This window comes from Leifsonia sp. PS1209 (genome assembly GCF_012317045.1).
Lineage (GTDB): Bacteria > Actinomycetota > Actinomycetes > Actinomycetales > Microbacteriaceae > Leifsonia.
Map to the genome: position 1 here is coordinate 1,556,155 of NZ_CP051154.1, position 18,222 is coordinate 1,574,376.

Below are 18,222 nucleotides of genomic sequence, written 5' to 3' on the forward strand. Positions count from 1 at the left end.
TCAGACCACCGAGATCCCGAGTTTCCGCCCGGAGAGCCCGCGCGCCCGGGTGGCGAGCCTGTCCGCCACCGACCGGATGGACACGGCTGCGGCATCGGCGGGGTCGGTGACCACGATCGGCGCGCCGGTGTCCCCGCCAGCCCGCAACGGGATGCTCAGCGGCACCGACGCGAGCAGCGGCACCTCCTCGTCCTGTCCGGCGGAGAGGCGGCGCGCCACCTCGGCCCCGCCGCCGCTGCCGAACAGGTCGAGCACGGTGCCGTCCGGCTGGGGGAGCCCCGCCATGTTCTCGATGACGCCGATGACCTTCTGGCCGGTCTGGCGGGCGAGCACGCCGCTCCGCTCAGCGACGTCGGCGGCCGCGGGCTGCGGGGTGGTCACCACGATCACCTCGGCGTTCGGCAGCAGCTGGCCCACCGAGATCGCCACGTCCCCCGTGCCGGGCGGGAGGTCGAGCAGGAGAACGTCGAGATCGCCGAAGAAGACGTCGCCGAGGAACTGCTGGATGGTGCGGTGCAGCATCGGGCCGCGCCAGGCGACGGCGGCGGACGGCGAGTCCACGAACATCCCGATCGACACCACCTTCACGCCGTAGGCGACGGGAGGCAGGATCATGTCGTCCACGCGCGTCGGGCGCTGTGCGACGCCCTCGGCGTCTGTAAGGCCCAGAATGCCGGGGATCGAGAAGCCGTGCACGTCCGCATCCACGATCCCGACCCGCAGGCCGCGCTCCGCGAGGGCGACGGCAAGGTTGGCGGTGACGGTCGACTTGCCGACGCCGCCCTTTCCGCTGGTCACCGCGTAGACGCGGGTGAGCGAGTCCGGCCCGAACTGCTGGGCCCGGGATGCGCGGCCTCCCCGCAGCTTCTCGGTGAGCGCCCTGCGCTCCTCCTTCGACATCACCGTCACGTCGACCGTGACGGCGGTGACGCCGGGCACGCTCGCGGTGGCGGTGCGCACATCCCGTTCGATCGTGTCGGCGGCCGGGCAGCCGACGATCGTCAGCTTGACGCCCACCGTCGCGTGCCCGGACGGGTCGACGGCGACGCCGCCCACCATGTCCAGCTCGGTGATGGGCTTGCGGATCTCCGGGTCGAGCACACCGGCGAGGGCGTGCAGGACCGTGTCGGCCAGCTCAGCCACGCGCCTGCGCTCCGTCGCCTTCCCTGCTGCCGTCGTCGTCGCGCCGGTCCAGGTCGTCGAGGAGGGCGCGCAGCTCGGCGCGGATGAAGTCCTTGGTCGCGATGTCCTTGATCGCCAGCCGCAGGGCGACGACCTCGCGCGCCAGGTACTCCGTGTCCGCCAGGTTGCGCTCAGCGCGCTGCCTGTCCTGCTCGATCTGCACGCGGTCGCGGTCGTCCTGCCTGTTCTGGGCGAGCAGGATGAGCGGGGCGGCGTACGACGCCTGCAGCGACAGCACCAGGGTCAGCGCGATGAAGCCGAGCGCGATCGAGTCGAACCGCCAGGCGACGGGGGCGAGGGTGTTCCACGCCATCCAGAACACCACGAAGACGGTGAGCCCCAGGATGAACCAGGGCGTGCCCATCGCGCGGGCGATCCACTCGGTGAACCGGCCGAACCTGTCGTTGTTGTCGACGGTCTGGCCGCGGCGGGGGATGACGGTGGTGCGGAGGCCCTTGGGCGCATCCAGGCGGGTGTCCTGCTTACCTCGTGCCATTGCCGCCCCTCCTTCCGTTCACAATGCGGATACTGCCGGTCTGATCGGAGACGGGCGCGCGTTTCACGGGCTCGTCTTCGTCGCGACTTCGCCAGTCGTCTGGCAGCAGGTAGTCGAGGATGTCGTCAATGGTCACCACCCCGACCAGTCGGTGGTTGTCGTCCACGACGGGAACGGACACCAGGTTGTAGCTGGCCAGGATGCGCGACACCTCGGCAGCGGAGGTGTTCGCCGTCACCGGTTCCAGGCTCGGGTCGAGCAGGGTGCCCAGGCGCACGTGCGGCGGGTAGCGGAGCATCCGCTGGAAGTGCACGACGCCGAGGAAGCGCCCGGTCGGCGCCTCGTAGGGCGGCAGGGTCACGCACACCGCCGCGCCGAGCGCCGGGGCGAGCTCGTGCCTCCTGATCAGGGCGAGTCCTTCCGCGACGGTGGCGTCGGCGGAGACGATGATCGGCTCGGTCGTCATCAGACCGCCCGCGGTGTCCGGCGCATAGCTGAGCAGCATGCGCACGTCCTCCGCCTCCTCCGGCTGCATCAGTTCGAGCAGGTGCTCTCCGCGCTCGTCGGACAGCTGGGCGATGAGGTCGGCGGCGTCGTCCGGCTCCATCTGGTCGAGCACGTCCGCCGCGCGGTCGTCGTCGAGCTTGGCGAGGATCTGCACCTGCTCGGACTCCGGCATCTCCTCGAGCACGTCGGCGAGACGGTCGTCCGGCAGCTCTTCCGCGACCTCGAGCATCCGGAGCGGTGGGAGGTCGAGCAGGGTGTTCGCGAGGTCGGCCGGCTTCAGCTCGGAGTACGTGGCGATCAGCTGCTCGGCGGACTGCGCCTCGCCGCGCGCCTGCTTCTCGCGCACCTCGTTCCAGGTGACGAATGTGGTCGGGCCCTTGCCGAACGGGGACGATCCGGACTTTGGGCGGCGCACGAAGAGCTGGCTGATCGCCCACTCTCCCGTCGCGGACTCCTCGATCGCCACGTCCTCGATGGTCGCCTCGCCCGTGCCGTCGGCGAACAGCACCTTGCGGCCGAGCATCTCGGCGATCACGCGCACCTCGCCGCCGCGCTGCTCGAATCTGCGCACGTTGATGAGGCCGGTCGTGATGATCTGGCCGCTGCCGATGCTGGTCACCCGGCCGATGGAGACGAACACCCGCCGCTTGCCGGGGATCTCGACGATCAGTCCCACGACGCGCGGCGGATCGCTTTTTCGGTAGACCACCAGGACGTCGCGCACCTTGCCGACCCGGTCGCCGACCGGGTCGAAAACGGTGCACCCTGCCAAACGGGCGACGAAGACTCTGGTGGCACTCACATGTAATAACTTAAGCCCTCCGGCCGTCAGGTCGCTGCGGATGGAAGAATGGAGCGATGAGCAGCCAGAGTCCGCTTGGCGGACGCAACCGTGTCATGTTCCCCACGCTCCCGCGCGGAGAGGTCGTCGCCACCTACGAGACCTACCCGGAAGCGCAGCAGGCGGTGGATGTGCTGGCGCGCGCGGACTTCCCCGTCGACAAGGTCTCGATCGTCGGAAGCGACCTCAAGAGCGTCGAGCGCGTGACGGGGAAGCTGACCTGGGGGCGTGTCGCGGTCGCCGGTGCGGCATCCGGTGCGTGGCTCGGAATCTTCTTCGGCCTGCTGCTGGTGATCTTCTCCCCGCAGGTCAGCCTGGCCTTCGTGCTCGCCGCCGTGCTCATCGGCGCCGGGTTCGGGATGCTGTTCGGCGTGGTCTCGTACGCCATCAACCGCCGCCGCCGCGACTACACCTCGGTGATGCAGGTGATCGCGACCAGCTACTCGGTGCTCGTCGACTCGGACCTCGTCAACCGCGCCCGCAACCTGATGCAGGGCGGCGTCGGAGACGGCAGGGAGGCGCCCGTCGCGCACCCGTCCGACCCGCCGGTGGCGCCGCATCCGTCCGACCCGCCGCCCGCGTTCCCGCAGCCGGAGCACCCGTCCGACCCGCCGCCTGCGCCGCCCGCGCCGCCCGCTCCGGCTGGGCCGCCCGCGCCTGAGGAACCGCGCTAGCGGAACCGCGCTAGCGCAGTCGCTGCACCCACGCCTCCACGTCGTCCGCCGTGCGCGGGATGGCGATGGAGAGGTTCTCTGCACCGTCTTCGGTGACCAGGATGTTGTCCTCGATGCGCACGCCGATCCCACGGAACGCTTCCGGCACCGTGAGGTCGTCCGGCTGGAAGTACAGGCCGGGCTCGATGGTGAACGTCATGCCCGCTTCGAGCACGCCGTCCAGGTAGAGCTCGCGGCGGGCCTGCGCGCAGTCGTGCACATCCAGTCCGAGGTGGTGGCTGGTGCCGTGCACCATGTAGCGGCGGTGGTGCTGGTTGTCGGCCTGCAGAGCCTCCTCAGCGGTGACCGGCAGTAGCCCCCACTCCGCCGTGCGGCGAGCGATGACCGCCATCGCGGTGGCGTGGATCTCGCGGAACTTGATGCCGGGACGCACGATCGCGAACGCGGCGTCCGCCGCCTCGCGCACGGTCTCGTAGACCAGCCGCTGCGTCTCGGTGAAGGTGCCGTCGATGGGGAACGTGCGGGTGATGTCGGCGGTGTAGTAGCTGTCGACCTCCACGCCGGCGTCCAGCAGGATGAGGTCGCCGGGGACCACGGGGCCGTCGTTGCGCGTCCAGTGCAGGATGCACGCGTGCGGTCCGCTCGCCGCGATCGTGTCGTAGCCCACCGCGTTCCCGTCAGCACGGGCACGGCCGTTGAAGACGCCCTCGACCAGGCGCTCGCCGCGGGGATGCGCGGTGATGCGCTCCAGGTCGCCGATCACGTCGTCGAAGCCGCGCGCCGTCGCCGCGATGGCGGAGCGCAGCTCGGCCACCTCGTACGCGTCCTTGACCAGCCGCAGCTCGGAGAGGTCGCGCGCCAGCTGGTCGTCGGCCTCGTGCTGTTCCGGGTCGTAGCCGGGCGCGGAGGCGTCGTCTCCCGCGAGGACGATGCGGAGCGCATCCACCGAGTCGGTGATCGCCGAGTCGGCCTCGCGCAGCACGATGGTGTCCGCGTCGGTAGCGTCGACGACCGCATCCAGGTCGGCGATGCCGCGGGTGGCGAGCGCGAGATCGCTGGCGACCTGCGCGAGCGACGGGCGCGGGCCGATCCAGAACTCGCCGATCTCCGGGTTGGCGTAGAACTCGTCGGAGTCGCGGCCGGCACGCTCGCGGAAGTAGAGGGTCGCGTCGTGACCGGCGTCCGTCGGCTCCAGCACGAGCACGCTGCCCGGCTCGGAGTCCGAGCCCCAGCCGGTGAGGTGCGCGAACGCCGAGTGGGCGCGGAAGGCGTAGTCGGTGTCGTTCGAGCGCTGCTTGAGGCGCCCGGCCGGGATGATCAGCCGCTTGCCGCGGTAGAGCTCGGAGATCGCCGCGCGGCGGGCAGCGGCGAACGACGCCTGCTCCCGCGCATCCGGCAGCGTCTCCTCCCGCTCGGCCCAGCCGCTTCCGATGTATTCCTTGAAGCCGTCCGAACCCGGTGTCGTCGACCGGTTGGAGGTGGCGCGCGGGGCGGGGGCTGCTGTTGCCGGCTGGGTCTGCTGCTGCGAGGACATGCCGACCATTCTTCCACTCCTAGGATGGAGTGCATGGCTGATGTGCGACGCTTCCGTGGTCCCATCGACCTGCACACCCACTCGTCCGTCTCCGACGGCACCGAGACACCGGCGGAGCTGGTGCGGGCTGCAGCGGTCGCCGGGCTCGGCACGGTCGCGCTCACCGACCACGACTCCACAGCCGGCTGGCTGGATGCTGCGGCCGCCGGAGCAGAGGTGGGTGTCACCGTCCTCCCCGGCATGGAGCTCAGCACACGCATCGAGTTCGCCAGCGTGCACATGCTCGGCTACCTCTTCGACCCGCTGAATCCGGCGCTCGTGGCGGAGACGGCGCGCATCCGGGAGGGACGGCTGACCAGGGCGGAGGAGATGGTCAACCGCATCGCGGAGGACTACGACATCACCTGGGCCGACGTGATGGATCAGGCCACAGAAGGGGCGACCGTCGGACGCCCGCACATTGCGGACGCCCTCGTCGCCCGCGGGCTCGCCAGCGACCGCAGCGCCGCCTTCGCGGGCATCCTGCACTGGCGAGGCGGCTACTACCAGCCGCACTACGCTCCGGAGCCGCTGACCGGGGTGCGTCTCATCCGCGAGGCCGGCGGCGTCCCCGTGCTCGCGCATCCGGCGACGGGCGGGCGCGGCAGGGTCATCCCGGAGCAGCGGCTCGCGCGGCTGGTGGATGCCGGCCTCTTCGGCCTGGAGATCGACCACAGGGAGAACACCGAGGACGGCAAGGCCAGACTGCACGAACTGGCCGCGAAGTTCGGGCTCGCCGTGACCGGGTCGAGCGACTACCACGGCGACGGCAAACCGAACCGGTTGGGGGAGAACACGACCGATCCTGAGGTTGTTGACAGGATCATCGAAGAAGCGACAGGCGCGGCGCCCTTCTACGCGTCCTGAGGTTTTCTGCTTAGCCTGGGTCGGGGTTCGAAGCACGGAGCCCAGGATCGAGCACGGGAGACGAGGTCAGGCGTGAGCCGACGGAGCTGGTCAGCAGCGGCAGCGGCCGCGGTGCTGGTCGCCGCCATGGTGACGGCAGGAGGAGCATCCCCTGCCATCGCGGACACCTCGTATCCGTCGTGGGACGACGTGCAGGCGGCGAAGGCCAACGCCGCGGCCAGTCAGGCGGAGGTGGATCGCATCAACGGTCTGCTCGCCTCGCTGCAGACCTCCGCGGACGCCGCAGGCGACCTCGCGATCAAGCGCGCGGGCGAGTACGGGCAGGCGGAGGCCGCCCTGCAGGCGGCGACGCAGAAGGCGGACGACCTGCGGACGGCCGCGACGGCGGCGAGCACCAAGGCGGCGTCCCTGCGCTCGCAGAGCGGCAAGCTCGCCGAGCAGCTCACCCGCTCCGGAGGGGCGGAGGTGTCTCTGCGGCTGTTCCTCACCGGGAACAGCTCGGTCAAGTCGTCGGAGCTGCTCTACCAGCTCGGTGCCGTCTCCAAGCTGGCCGACCAGGCGAGCACCCTGTTCGCGCAGGCCACGGCACAGAAGAACATCGCAGCATCCCTCAGCGAGCAGGCCGCCCAAGCCCGCACCATCCGCGACGGGCTGGCGACGCAGGCCAAGACGGCGCTCGACGCCGCCAAGGCGGCCAAGCAGGCGGCGGACGCGCAGCTCGCCGACCAGAAGCAGCACGCCACCACCCTGTACGCGCAGCTCGCCGCGCTGAAGAACACCGAGGCGTCGGTGGAGCAGAAGTACGCGGAGGGTGTCGCGGCGGCGCAGGCGGCGGCAGCGCAGGCCGCAGCGGCCGCAGCGGCGGCGGGCGACGGAGGGGCGGACGGCTTCGCCCCGCCTCCCGGTGTCGACGTCGACCCGGCCGGAGCGCAGAACTACGCGTCCAGTGTGCTCGGGTCGTACGGCTGGGGCGGAGACCAGATGGGCTGCCTCATCCGGCTCTGGAACCAGGAGTCCGGCTGGCGCACCGACGCGTACAACACCTCGAGCGGGGCGTACGGCATCCCGCAGTCGCTTCCCGCGAGCAAGATGTCGTCGGCGGGCGGCGACTGGATGACCAACTACCGCACGCAGATCAACTGGGGTCTCAACTACATCAGCGGCCGCTACGGCTCACCCTGCGGAGCCTGGACCCACGAGATCGGCTACAACTGGTACTAAGAAATCGAGTCCGGACCTATTCACGCGACACGCCGGAGCGGTGCGTGAATAAGTCCGGACTCGATTGGTCCTGGCGCGGGTCAGGCGGTGGGAGCCGCGGGGGCTCCTCCGCGGGAGCGGCGACGACGGCGGCGCGGTGCGCTGTTGCCGTCGTGGTGCTCTGCTCCTCCACCGTCGTGGGTTCCGGATGCCGGTGTGTCGGTTGCGGGAGCGGTCTCGGCCGAGCCTGCTCCGCTCGGGCGTCCGCCGCGGGTGCGGCGACGGCTGCGCTGGCTGTCGCCCGCTGCGTCCGATCCGCCGGAGCGACCGCCCTCGGAGCGTCCGCCGTCTGAGCGCTGTCCGCCCTCCGAGCGTCCACCGTCCGAGCGTCCGCCCGAGCGCTGCGCGCCGTCGGCCTTCACCGCGGGCGTCGCCTTCAGGCGGCCCTTGGAGCCGGCGGGGATGTCCAGGTCGGAGTACAGGTGCGGCGACGACGAGTACGTCTCCGTCGGCTCCGGCTGGCCGAACTCGAGGGCGCGGTTGATGAGCGCCCACTTGTGCAGGTCTTCCCAGTCCACGAACGTGACGGCGATGCCGGTCTTGCCGGCGCGTCCCGTGCGGCCCGCACGGTGCAGGTAGGTCTTCTCGTCGTCCGGGATGGTGTGGTTGATGACGTGGGTCACGTCGTCGACGTCGATGCCGCGGGCCGCGACGTCCGTGGCGATCAGGATGTCCTTCTTGCCGGCCTTGAAGGCGGCCATCGCGCGCTCGCGCTGCTCCTGGTTGAGGTCGCCGTGCACCGCGGCGGCGTTGAATCCGCGGTCGTTGAGCTCCTCGACCAGCTTGGCCGCCGCGCGCTTGGTGCGCGTGAACACCACGGTCTTGCCGCGGCCTTCCGCCTGCAGGATGCGGGCAACGACCTCGTCTTTGTCGAGCGAGTGGGCGCGGTAGATCAGGTGCTTGATGTTCGCCTGGATCTGGCCCTCGTCCGGGTCGGTCGCGCGGATGTGGATGGGGCGCGTCATGAAGCGGCGCGCCAGGGCGACGATCGGGCCGGGCATGGTCGCGGAGAACAGCATGGTGTGGCGTGTGGCCGGAGTCTGCGCGAACAGCTTCTCGATGTCGGCGAGGAAGCCGAGGTCGAGCATCTTGTCCGCTTCGTCGAGCACCATCTCGCGCACGTTGGAGAGGTTGAGGAGTCGCTGGCCGGCGAGGTCGAGCAGACGGCCCGGCGTGCCGACGACGATCTGCGCGCCCGACTTGAGCTGGGCGATCTGGCCCTCGTACGCCTTGCCGCCGTAGATGGCGACGACCTCGGTGTCGCGGTTCGCCGCCGCCTGGGAGAGGTCTTCGAAGACCTGGACGCACAGCTCGCGGGTGGGGACGACGACGAGCGCCTGCACCCCGGGCTCCGGGTGGAGTCCGAGACGCTGGATGATCGGGAGGCCGAAGCCGAAAGTCTTGCCGGTTCCCGTCTTGGCCTGGCCGATGATGTCCTGGCCGTCGAGAGCGAGCGGGATGGTCTGCGCCTGGATGGGGAAGGGCTCGATGATGCCCTTCGCGGCGAGAGCGTCGACCATGTCCTGGTCGATGTTGAGTTCAGAGAAAGTCACTAGAGAATATGCCTGTCGATCGTGAGTTGAAGGTCTACGCCTTGTTCCTCGTTCGCAGGCGTAGGGCCGTCGATCCAGCGCCGACGGCGGCACCAGCTTACTGGACGTCCCCGTTACACTGCTGTACGTGGCAACCTGGATCTCCCGACGCCGGCCCCCGGTCGAGCTTCCCCGACTGACGCCGCGGAACACTCCCACGGAGGCGATCCGCGTCGATCTGCACGAGGTCATGCCCGATCTGCTGCCGTATCTCGGCCAGGCCGCCTACCTCCAGCTGGAGACGTTCCAGACCCTCTCGCGCGTCGTCGGAGAGGTGGATGCGCTCTCCGCCAAAGAGAAGGTGGCTGCGGCGGCCGGTCACGCGCTGTCCAAGCACCAGGGCGTCGTGGCGGAGATCCGCCGTCGCGGCGACGACCCTGCCGAGGTGATGAAGCCGTTCGCCGACGAGATCGACGGCTTCAGCGCTCTGACGACCGGCGCGGACTGGCGCGAGACGCTGCTGGCCGTGCTGGTGACGAGCGGCCTGCTCGACGACTTCTTCATCCGCCTGGCGGCCGGGCTCCCCGGCGACGTGGGCCCGCGCATCGCCCAGCTGCTCGGCTCGGACGGCGGCCAGGAGGGGGTGCTCGACGTGCTGCGCGACGAGATCGAGGCCGACCAGCGGCTGTCGTCGCGCCTGGCGATGTGGGGGAGGCGCCTGGTGGGCGACACGCTCCTCGTCGCACGCTCGGCGCTGCACCTGTCCGGCAACGCCGCGAAAGACGACGAGCGCATCGAGCCGATCTTCACCGAGCTCATCGCGGCGCACACCCGCAGGATGGACGCCCTCGGCCTCACGGCCTGACGCGGCCTCACGCCCTGACGCGGCCGCATCGGCAGCGGGTGTTCGACCGGAGTTCTGCCGTGACACGCCGCCGGGTTCTCCGCCCGAGCGGAGAAACTCGTCGCATCGGCCCGAAACTCCGCTCGAACGGACCGGGCGCGCAATGCGGAGGTCCGTTGCGTCGGAGGAGTCGCGCGTGGCCGGGATCTCCGTCGTTGGGGAGGATGCGGGCGCAACGGCCGGGATCTCCGCAACTACGGAGAGTGCGGCGGCGTGTCGGGCGCGGATTCCGTTCGAGCGGAGCCGGTGGGGACTCAGCGCGCGACGGCGCCCTTGGTGAGGTCGGCGAGCATCCGGTCGTCGTGCGCGGTGCGGACACGGCCGATGACCACGTCGACCACGGCGACCACCAGGGCGGTGCCGAGGAGCGTGATCCACCAGATCCAGCCGCCGTTCCACTTCAGGCCGGCCCAGGTGAGGGCGACCCAGAGCACGCTCGACACCATGACCCCGAGAGCGGGGATCAGCACGGCGCCGTGCGTGTGACGGTTCGGCAGCAGATAGCGGGCGGCGAGGCCGATGATGGCCCCGCCGAGCGCGACGAAGAGCAGTTCCACGCTGGCGAATCTAGCCGACGAAGCCGATGCGGCGCGACTCGTCCGAACCGATCTCGATGTATGCGATGCCGGCCGTCGGGACGACGTACAGCTTGCCCTTGTTGTCGGTGAGGCGGACGAATCCGGTGCCGCTCGAGAGCGCTTCCTCGACCTGCGATGCGATCTCCTCCGCCGTCTGGGACGACTCGAAGCTGAGCTCGCGAGGAGCGTTGACGATTCCGATGCGGATCTCCACGTGTGGTGCCTTTCGAATCTGACCGGCGGATGTGAGTTCAGACTACGACACGCAGCCTGCGGCGCTGCGCCGCGTTCTCTGTCGGCGGACGCCGGTAGCGTTTCAGGCATGACGATCCGAGGCTTCCGACCGCCGCCTTCCGCGGAGCAGACGGCGGCCGACCTCGCACTCGACGACACGCAGGCGGCCGTCCTCGCGCTGCCGGACGGCGCATCCGGTGCCGTCATCGGCGCGCCGGGCACCGGCAAGACCACCGCGCTGGTGGAGGCGCTCGCCGAGCGGGTGCTCCAGCGCGGCTACGGAACAGGGGAGGTGCTCGCGATCAGCGCATCCCGGTCGGCGGCCACCCGGCTGCGCGACAGGATCGCGCTGCGGATCGGCGTCCCGACCAACGGCCCGCTGGCGAGGACGGCGACGTCGCTCGCGTTCCAGCTCGCGGGGGAGCGCGCCAGGGCGGCGGCGCTGGAGCCGCCCCGCCTGCTCACCGGCGGCGAACAGGACCAGATCATCGCCGAGCTGATCGACGGCCATCTCGAAGACGGCACGGGACCGGCCTGGCCGGAGCCGCTGGTCGCCGACGTGCGCACCCTCCGCGGCTTCCGCACCGAACTGCGCGAACTGATGGCGCGCTGCGTCGAACTCGGCGTCACGCCCAGCAGGCTCTCCGAGCTGGGCGCGATCACGGGGCACGACGAGTGGAGGGCCGCCGCGCGTTTCATCGCGGAGTACCAGCGCGTGGTTGACAGCTATCGCGGCACCTTCGTCGACTCGTCGGAGCTGATCGCCGAGGCCGTGTCCGTCGTGCGCGGCGGCAGCTCGCTCGACCGGCTGAGGGCGATCTTCGTCGACGACTTGCAGGAAGCGACGCTCGCCACCGTCTCCCTCCTGCGCGCCTTCGCCGCCCGCGGGGTGGCGATCGTGGCGTTCGGCGATCCGGATGTGGCGTCCACCACGTTCCGCGGGGCCGAGGCGACGGCTCTCGGCCAGCTGGAGGCGCGGCTCGGCGTTCCCGTCACGCGCTTCGTCCTCGGCACGGCGCACCGCCAGACGCCGACGCTCCGCGACCTCACGACGCGCGTCACCGAGCGCATCGGCACGGCGGCGGCCGGCGTCCAGCGCCTCGCAGCAGCAGGCCGGGATGCGCCGCCCTCCGGCCAGGAGGTCGTGCGCATCGAGGCGTCGTCCGCCCCGGCAGAGGCGGCGCGGCTGGCGCGCAGGCTGCGGGAGCAGCACCTGATGAAGGGCGTGCCGTGGAACAGGATGGCCGTCGTCGTCCGCTCCGGGGCGCACGTGCCTGGCCTCGCCAGGTCGCTCGCGGTCGCCGAGGTGCCGACCAGGACCAGCGTCGCCGGGCGCGCTCTGCGCGACGACTTCGCCGCCCGGCAGCTGATCACGGTCGTCGGCGTCGAGCTCGGCGCCGTCGAGCTCGACCCTCCCGTGGTCTCCGATCTGCTGCTCGGGCCGTTCGGCGGCCTCGACGGGATCAGCCTGCGCCGCCTGCGGCTGGCCCTCCGCCAGGAGGAGCTGGCTGGAGACGGCAACCGCTCGGCCGACGACCTCCTCGTCGAGGCGCTGAGCGCGCCCGGCCGGTTCTCCACCATCGACTCCGCCCCGGCACGCCGCGCATCCCGGCTCGCCGAGACCATCGCGGCCGGACGCGAGAAGGCGCAGAACGGCGCCACTATCGAGGAACTGCTCTGGCACGCCTGGGAGCGCAGCGGGCTCGCCAAGCGCTGGCTGGAGCAGTCGGAACGCAGCGGCATCGTCGCCGACGAGGCCAACCGCCACCTCGACGGCGTCGTCGCGCTCTTCACCGCCGCCAGGCGGTTCGTCGAGCGCTATCCGGAACGTCCCGCGTCCGACTTCGTCGTCGAACTGCTCGGCGCAGAGGTCCCGGAAGACACCCTCGCCGCGCAGACGGCGGGGGAGGCCGTGCTGGTCTGCACCCCGAGCGCCACCATCGGCGCCGAGTTCGACATCGTCGCCGTCGCAGGCCTGCAGGAGAGCGTCTGGCCCAACCTGCGCCTCCGCGGCTCCCTGCTGCACCCCCAGGCGCTCGCGGACGCACTCGCCGGAACCACATCGGACACGGTGGATGAACGCGCCCAGGTGCTCGGCGACGAGCTCAGGATGTTCGCGCTCGCGGTGTCCAGGGCGCGCACGCAGGTCATCCTCACGGCCACCGCCAACGACGACGAGCAGCCGTCCCCGTTCCTCCGGCTCGCCGGCGATCTGGCCTACGACGACACGGACGACTCCGTGCATCCACTGTCGCTGCGCGGGATGGTCGGGCGGCTGAGGCGGCGGCTGGTCACCACCGGCGCCCCGGATGCGGCCGACGCCCTCGCACGTCTCGCCGCCGCGGAGGTGGAGGGCGCGAGCCCGGACGACTGGTACGGCCTGATCGCGCCGTCGACCGAGGAGCCGCTGGTCGACCTCGACGATCCGGATGCGGTGGTCCGGGTCTCCCCGTCGCGCCTGGAGACCTTCGAGAAGTCGCCGCTCGCCTGGTTCGTCGACGCGATGGCGTCCTCGCCGAGCGGCCTCGCCGCCGGGATCGGCACCGTCGTGCACGCGGTGATGGAGCAGGTCAGCACCGAGCCGGACGGCGACCTCAGCGTCGAACGCGTCTGGCGGGGCGTCGAGGAACGCTGGAACGAGCTGCAGTTCGAGTCCCCGTGGCTCGAGGAGAAGGAACGCAGGCGCACCAGGAAGCTCGCAGAGGGCGTCTCCGAGTACCTGCGCGACTTCGAGCGGGCCGGAGGGGCGCTGCTCGGCTCGGAGGGCGCGTTCGAGCTCTCCGTCGGCCGCGCGCTCATCCGCGGCACCATCGACCGCGTGGAACGCACTCAGGAGGGAACCATCGTCATCGTCGACCTCAAGACAGGCAACACCGTGCCGAGCGCCGCGCAGGTGGCCGGGCACGCCCAGCTCGGCGCATACCAGCTCGCCTTGGAGCACGGGGCAGTGGAGGCGGCGGAGGGCGCCCCGTCCGGCGGCGCGAAGCTGCTCTATGTGAGCAAGGGCGTGCGCGGCAAGGGCTACAGGGAGGTCGCCCAGGAGCGGGTTGACGGCGACGGGCTCGACCGGCTGAAGGCCAGGGTCGAGCAGGCGGCGGCCGGGATGGCGGGCAGCACGTTCGCCGGAGTGGTCGACCTCGGAGACAGGGACCCGCACGCGAAGTACGAGTACCGCATCCACCTCGTTCCGGCGGTCAGCGCATGATCGGGGGGCGCGCATGATCGAGGAGAACGGCGACGGCCTGCTGGAGTGGGGAGCGGACGAGGCGACGCTCGACTTCGTGGAGCAGGCGTTCACACTCGCGCACGAGGAACATCCCCGTCCGGCGCGCAGGATCAGTGCGGTCGAGATCGCGGAGGCGCTGGGGCTGCCCACCCCCACGCCGCAGCAGCAGGCCGTGATCGAGGCGCCGCTCGAACCGGCGATCGTCGTGGCGGGCGCAGGCAGCGGCAAGACGGAGACGATGGCCAACCGGGTGGTCTGGCTGCTCGCCAACGGGCACGTCAGGGTGCCGGAGATCCTCGGCCTCACCTTCACCCGCAAGGCGGCCGGCGAGCTGGCGATCCGCATCAGGAAGCGCATCGAGCAGCTGGTGGCGTCCGGGCTGACCGACATCGAGTTCGACCCGTTCGACGCGCCGGAGGTGGCGACGTACAACGCGTTCGCCAACGCGATCTTCCGCGAGAACGCGCTGCTGATCGGGAGAGAGCCGGAGTCCGCCGTGCTCAGCGAGGCGTCGGCGTGGCAGGTCGCCCGCCGTCTCGTGGTGACGAGCACCGACGACCGGCTGGTCGAGCTGGAGAAGAGCGTCGACACCGTCACCTCGGCTGTCATCTCGCTCAGCCGCGCGCTCAGCGAGAACGTGGTCGAGGCTGCGGACGTGCTGCGGATGACCGAGCGGTTCCAGGCCATCGCCGACCTGCCCACCGGCAGCGGGAGGGTCAAGGAGCTGTACGCCTCCGTGCGCTCGGCCATCCAGGTGGTCGGTGCGCTCCCTCCACTGCTCGACCTCGCGGAGCAGTTCGCGGCGGAGAAGGTGCGCCGCGGCTTCGTGGAATACTCCGACCAGGTCGCGCTCGCGCTGCGCGTCAGCGAGCGTATTCCGTCCGTCGCAGACGACTACCGGTCCCGCTACCGGGTGGTGCTGCTCGACGAGTACCAGGACACCTCCGTGGTGCAGACCCGCCTGCTCTCGGGCCTGTTCAGCGGGCAGGCCGTCATGGCGGTCGGCGACCCGCACCAGTCCATCTACGGCTGGCGAGGGGCGAGCGCCGCCAACCTCGGCCGGTTCTCGCTCGACTTCACCGGCACTCGCGACGGCGCCGCCGAGTACGCCCTCAGCACCAGCTGGCGCAACCCCACGAGCGTGCTCGACGCCGCCAACGCGCTGGTCGCCCCGCTGACCGCGAGCTCGCCCGTCCACGTCGAGCAGCTGCAGCCGAGGCCCGGCGCGGAGAAGGGCGAGCTGCTCGCCGTCTTCGAGCAGACCGTCGCCGACGAGGCGGAAGCGGTCGCCGCGTGGCTGGGCGCTCGCCTGGCCACCCGGGATGCGCGCGGTGCCGTGCCGAGCGCCGCCATGCTCTGCCGGTCGCTCAAGAAGATCGACGTCTTCACCGCGGCGCTCTCGCGGAGGAACATCCCGTATCACGTGCTCGGGCTCGGCGGCCTGCTGGAGCAGCCGGTGATCGCCGACCTGGTGAGCGCCATGCGCGTCATGCACGACCCGACGGCCGGCTCGGAACTGATCCGGCTGCTCACCGGTGCGCGCTGGCGGATCGGGCCGAAGGACATCCAAGCGCTGCGGAACGTCGCATCCTGGCTCGCCGCGCGCGACCACCGGTTCCAGGAGCTCGATCCCGAGGTGCGCAGGCGCCTGCGGCAGTCGGTGGCGGGCGACGAGTCCGCCTCCCTCGTCGACGCCCTCGACTTCGTGGTCGAGGCGAAGGACGGGCACTCCCAGCTGGCCGGGTTCAGCGAGGCCGGCCTGCACCGGATGCGCGAGGCCGGCCGCCAGCTCGACCACCTGCGATCCCGGGTCGGTCTCGACCTGCTCGACCTGGTGACGCTGGTGCAGCAGGAGCTGCTGCTCGACATCGAGGTGGCCGCGAACGAGACGGCCCAGCTCGGCCAGGCGAGCCTCGACGCGTTCGCCGAGCAGGTCTCCTCCTATCTGGCCAGCGACGATCAGGCCACGCTCGGCTCGTTCCTCGCCTGGCTGGCCGAGGCGGAGCGCAGGGACAACCTCGCGCCGCGCAGCGAGGAGCCGGAGCCCGGCACGGTGCAGATCCTGACCATCCACGGGTCGAAGGGCCTCGAATGGGATGTGGTCGCCGTGCCGCGGATGGTCGACGGCGAACTGCCGGGCGGGCCGCAGAGCAAGCGCGGCTGGTTCGAGTTCGGCGCTCTGCCGTACGAGTTCCGCGGAGACTCCACCGAGCTGCCCGTGCTGGCCTGGCGCACGGCGGAGACGCAGAAGGACATCGACGAGTCGATGACCGCGTTCGAGGAGGAGATCGTGGCCCGGCACGCCGCCGAGCAGCGGAGACTCGTCTACGTGGCCGTCACCCGGGCGAAGGAGCACCTGCTGCTCTCCGGGTCGTACTGGTCGACGCAGAAGAAGCCGCGCGGTCCTGGCGCGTACCTGCTCGAACTGCAGGCCGCCGGTCTGCTTCCGGACGACGCGTTCCCGGAGTGCGCTGAGCCGGACGAGAACCCGTTCGCGCTCGACGCGCAGACCGTGACGTGGCCGCTCGACCCGCTCGGCGTGCGGCACGACAGGGTGCACGCCGCCGCAGCAGCCGTCAGGAACGCGCTGGAGCGCGGGCCCGGCGACGGAGGAGTCTACGCCGCCGACCTCGACCTGCTGCTCGCCGAGCGTGCTCGCCGCCTCGACGACGCCGGCCTGGTCGAGCTGCCGACGCGCATCCCGGCCTCGCGGTTCAAGGACTACGTCACCGATCCCGCGTCCGTCGCGGCAGCCCTCCGCCGCCCGATGCCCGAGCGGCCGTACCGGCAGACCCGTCTCGGCACCCTGTTCCACGGCTGGGTGGAGCAGCGATACGGCACGGTGGCGGGAGCTGCCGACGTCATCGACGCTGCGGCATACGAACTGGACGACCCGGCGGGGGAGCAGCTCGAGTCCGAGCAGCTGGCCGAGCTGCAGCGCACTTTCGCGGCGAGCGAGTGGGCGGGCCGCCGTCCGGACGAGGTGGAGATCGAGATCCACGTCACGCTCGCCGGGCAGGTGGTGGTCTGCAAACTGGATGCGGTCTACCCGGCGGACGACGGCGTGCACAGCCACCAGATCGTCGACTGGAAGACCGGCAAGGCGCCGCGCGACGCCGCCGACCTCGAACGCAAGCAGCTCCAGCTCGCCCTCTACCGGCTGGCGTACGCGCAGTACGCCGGCGTCGACCCGGAGAAGATCGACGCCGTCTTCTACTTCGTGGCCGACGACGAGGTCATCCGGCCGGAACGGCTCTACTCCGCGGCGGAGTTGCGGTCGCTCTGGTCCTCCTCGACGGGCTTCATCCCGCCGGCGTGACCGTAGGCATCCGAGCTGCGGTCGCCCGGCGTGCGGTCGAGCATCGCCTCGACGTCGTCGATCGCGAGGATCGGTCCCGTGGCCGTGGACAGCGGGGTGACCGCGTTGCTGTGCACCCGGTCGACCAGGCCGTCGAGCATCTGCACGGCGTCGTCGACGATGCTCTGGTCGCGCACCTCGCGGCCGTGCAGCAGCCAGCGCGCGACCTCGAGCTCCGCGTACAGCATCGCGCGCTGCGTGAACTGGCGGTCGGTGGCGACCTGGCGCGTCGAGGCGTATGCGCCGAGCGCGCCCTCCGTCGCCTCCGGGTTCATCGCGAGCAGCCAGTGCAGGTCACGCGCAGGGTCGCCGACGCGCAGCGCCGACCAGCCGAGAACGGCGAGCACGGTCTCGTCCTCCACGAGGAACGAGTCGGCGGTGAGGGCCCCGTTGACCACGGTGGGCTGGAACTGCCAGAGCGACTGGTCGGCCGACGCATCGCGCCAGCGGTCGCGGAGCGCGCTCGGCAGCAGCCCGGTGGATGCGGCGGACTCGATCAGGGCCGTGGTGGACGTGTGGCACTCCGCGGCGCTCAGCACCGGGAGTCCCGCCTCGCCGACGAAGTTGGTCGGAAGCATGTGGATGGCCGCGATGGCGTGCCCGATCGATCCGGCCAGACCGTCGCCGGGCGGGATGTCGTCGACGTCGATGTGGTGGCCGGGCAGGAAGTCGTAGACGATCGCGCGCGTGCCGCCGACGGGAGCCTGGCCGAGGTAGGTCGGCACGTCGAACGGGAGGCGGCTGCGGATGCCGGTGGTCAGCGCGCGCAGGGCGACCAGGTCGGCGCTCTGCTCGGTCTCCGCCGCCTGCGACGTGGGGACCCGGATGACCGACGTTCCGCCGTCCCGCCCGCTGAGCAGCGCGGAGTCGAACTCGCCCGCGCCCCCGAGTGTGTAGCTGCGGGCACCGGAGACCTCGAGCCCCGGCACGGCCGAAGTGGCCAGCGCGGCTAGAGTGAGATGGGATCTGGCCATGCGCCAAGGTTAATTG

14 protein-coding genes are annotated in these 18,222 nt (G+C 71.1%); 6 read left to right on the forward strand and 8 right to left on the reverse strand.

The features are described from left to right. Genes HF024_RS07415 through HF024_RS07425 form a run of 3 tightly spaced genes read right to left on the reverse strand, consistent with a single transcriptional unit; the run spans position 1 to position 2,987 of the window. Positions 1–1,143, reverse strand: a complete 1,143-nt coding sequence (locus HF024_RS07415; protein ID WP_168689144.1) for an Mrp/NBP35 family ATP-binding protein — start codon at positions 1,141–1,143, stop codon at positions 1–3. Next, the gene (locus HF024_RS07420; protein ID WP_168689145.1) at positions 1,136–1,678 is read right to left on the reverse strand and encodes a DUF1003 domain-containing protein; all 543 of its coding nucleotides are present in this window, start codon (positions 1,676–1,678) and stop codon (positions 1,136–1,138) included. Before HF024_RS07420 ends, HF024_RS07415 begins: the two co-directional genes overlap by 8 nt. Continuing rightward, on the reverse strand, positions 1,665–2,987 hold the full coding sequence (locus tag HF024_RS07425) for a CBS domain-containing protein (protein ID WP_168689146.1): 1,323 nt from the start codon (positions 2,985–2,987) through the stop codon (positions 1,665–1,667). Before HF024_RS07425 ends, HF024_RS07420 begins: the two co-directional genes overlap by 14 nt. A gap of 56 nt (positions 2,988–3,043) precedes the next feature. Between HF024_RS07425 and HF024_RS07430 the strand changes: the two genes are divergently transcribed. Then, complete coding sequence (locus HF024_RS07430; protein WP_085369430.1) at positions 3,044–3,700, forward strand: general stress protein; 657 nt, start codon at positions 3,044–3,046, stop codon at positions 3,698–3,700. Positions 3,701–3,710: 10 nt separating this feature from the next. Here the strand turns inward: HF024_RS07430 and HF024_RS07435 are convergent, their stop codons facing one another. Beyond that, the gene (locus HF024_RS07435) at positions 3,711–5,243 is read right to left on the reverse strand and encodes an aminopeptidase P family protein (RefSeq protein WP_168689147.1); all 1,533 of its coding nucleotides are present in this window, start codon (positions 5,241–5,243) and stop codon (positions 3,711–3,713) included. Positions 5,244–5,267: 24 nt separating this feature from the next. Here HF024_RS07435 and HF024_RS07440 point away from each other — a divergent pair, with 24 nt between their 5' ends. Continuing rightward, positions 5,268–6,140 carry a PHP domain-containing protein gene (locus HF024_RS07440; protein WP_168689148.1) on the forward strand — a complete coding sequence of 291 codons (873 nt, stop codon included), beginning with the start codon at positions 5,268–5,270 and terminating at the stop codon, positions 6,138–6,140. 72 nt (positions 6,141–6,212) lie between these two features. Then, positions 6,213–7,361: a hypothetical protein gene (locus HF024_RS07445; RefSeq protein ID WP_247597348.1), complete on the forward strand. Its 1,149-nt coding sequence runs from the start codon at positions 6,213–6,215 to the stop codon at positions 7,359–7,361. An 80-nt stretch (positions 7,362–7,441) separates the two neighbouring features. Here HF024_RS07445 and HF024_RS07450 read toward each other — a convergent pair whose 3' ends face one another. Then, positions 7,442–8,953 (reverse strand): DEAD/DEAH box helicase, encoded by a 1,512-nt coding sequence (locus tag HF024_RS07450; protein WP_168689149.1) that lies wholly within the window; start codon positions 8,951–8,953, stop codon positions 7,442–7,444. Positions 8,954–9,080: 127 nt separating this feature from the next. On the opposite strand from HF024_RS07450, the gene HF024_RS07455 reads away from it, so the two are divergent. After that, positions 9,081–9,797: a ferritin-like fold-containing protein gene (locus HF024_RS07455; RefSeq protein WP_168689150.1), complete on the forward strand. Its 717-nt coding sequence runs from the start codon at positions 9,081–9,083 to the stop codon at positions 9,795–9,797. Positions 9,798–10,090: 293 nt separating this feature from the next. On the opposite strand, the gene HF024_RS07460 is transcribed toward HF024_RS07455, so the two are convergent. After that, positions 10,091–10,393, reverse strand: coding sequence for a hypothetical protein (locus HF024_RS07460; protein WP_168689151.1), 303 nt, complete (start codon positions 10,391–10,393; stop codon positions 10,091–10,093). A gap of 10 nt (positions 10,394–10,403) precedes the next feature. After that, positions 10,404–10,628 carry a DUF3107 domain-containing protein gene (locus HF024_RS07465; RefSeq protein WP_168689152.1) on the reverse strand — a complete coding sequence of 75 codons (225 nt, stop codon included), beginning with the start codon at positions 10,626–10,628 and terminating at the stop codon, positions 10,404–10,406. A 108-nt stretch (positions 10,629–10,736) separates the two neighbouring features. Here HF024_RS07465 and HF024_RS07470 point away from each other — a divergent pair, with 108 nt between their 5' ends. Both HF024_RS07470 and HF024_RS07475 read left to right on the forward strand, forming a co-directional pair. After that, positions 10,737–13,853 (forward strand): ATP-dependent DNA helicase, encoded by a 3,117-nt coding sequence (locus tag HF024_RS07470; RefSeq protein ID WP_168689153.1) that lies wholly within the window; start codon positions 10,737–10,739, stop codon positions 13,851–13,853. A gap of 13 nt (positions 13,854–13,866) precedes the next feature. After that, positions 13,867–17,193 carry an ATP-dependent DNA helicase gene (locus tag HF024_RS07475; protein WP_168689154.1) on the forward strand — a complete coding sequence of 1,109 codons (3,327 nt, stop codon included), beginning with the start codon at positions 13,867–13,869 and terminating at the stop codon, positions 17,191–17,193. On the opposite strand, the gene HF024_RS07480 is transcribed toward HF024_RS07475, so the two are convergent. Beyond that, positions 17,130–18,206 carry a phosphotransferase gene (locus tag HF024_RS07480; RefSeq protein WP_168689155.1) on the reverse strand — a complete coding sequence of 359 codons (1,077 nt, stop codon included), beginning with the start codon at positions 18,204–18,206 and terminating at the stop codon, positions 17,130–17,132. The two genes, HF024_RS07475 and HF024_RS07480, sit on opposite strands and share 64 nt — an antisense overlap. Positions 18,207–18,222 lie beyond the last annotated feature (16 nt).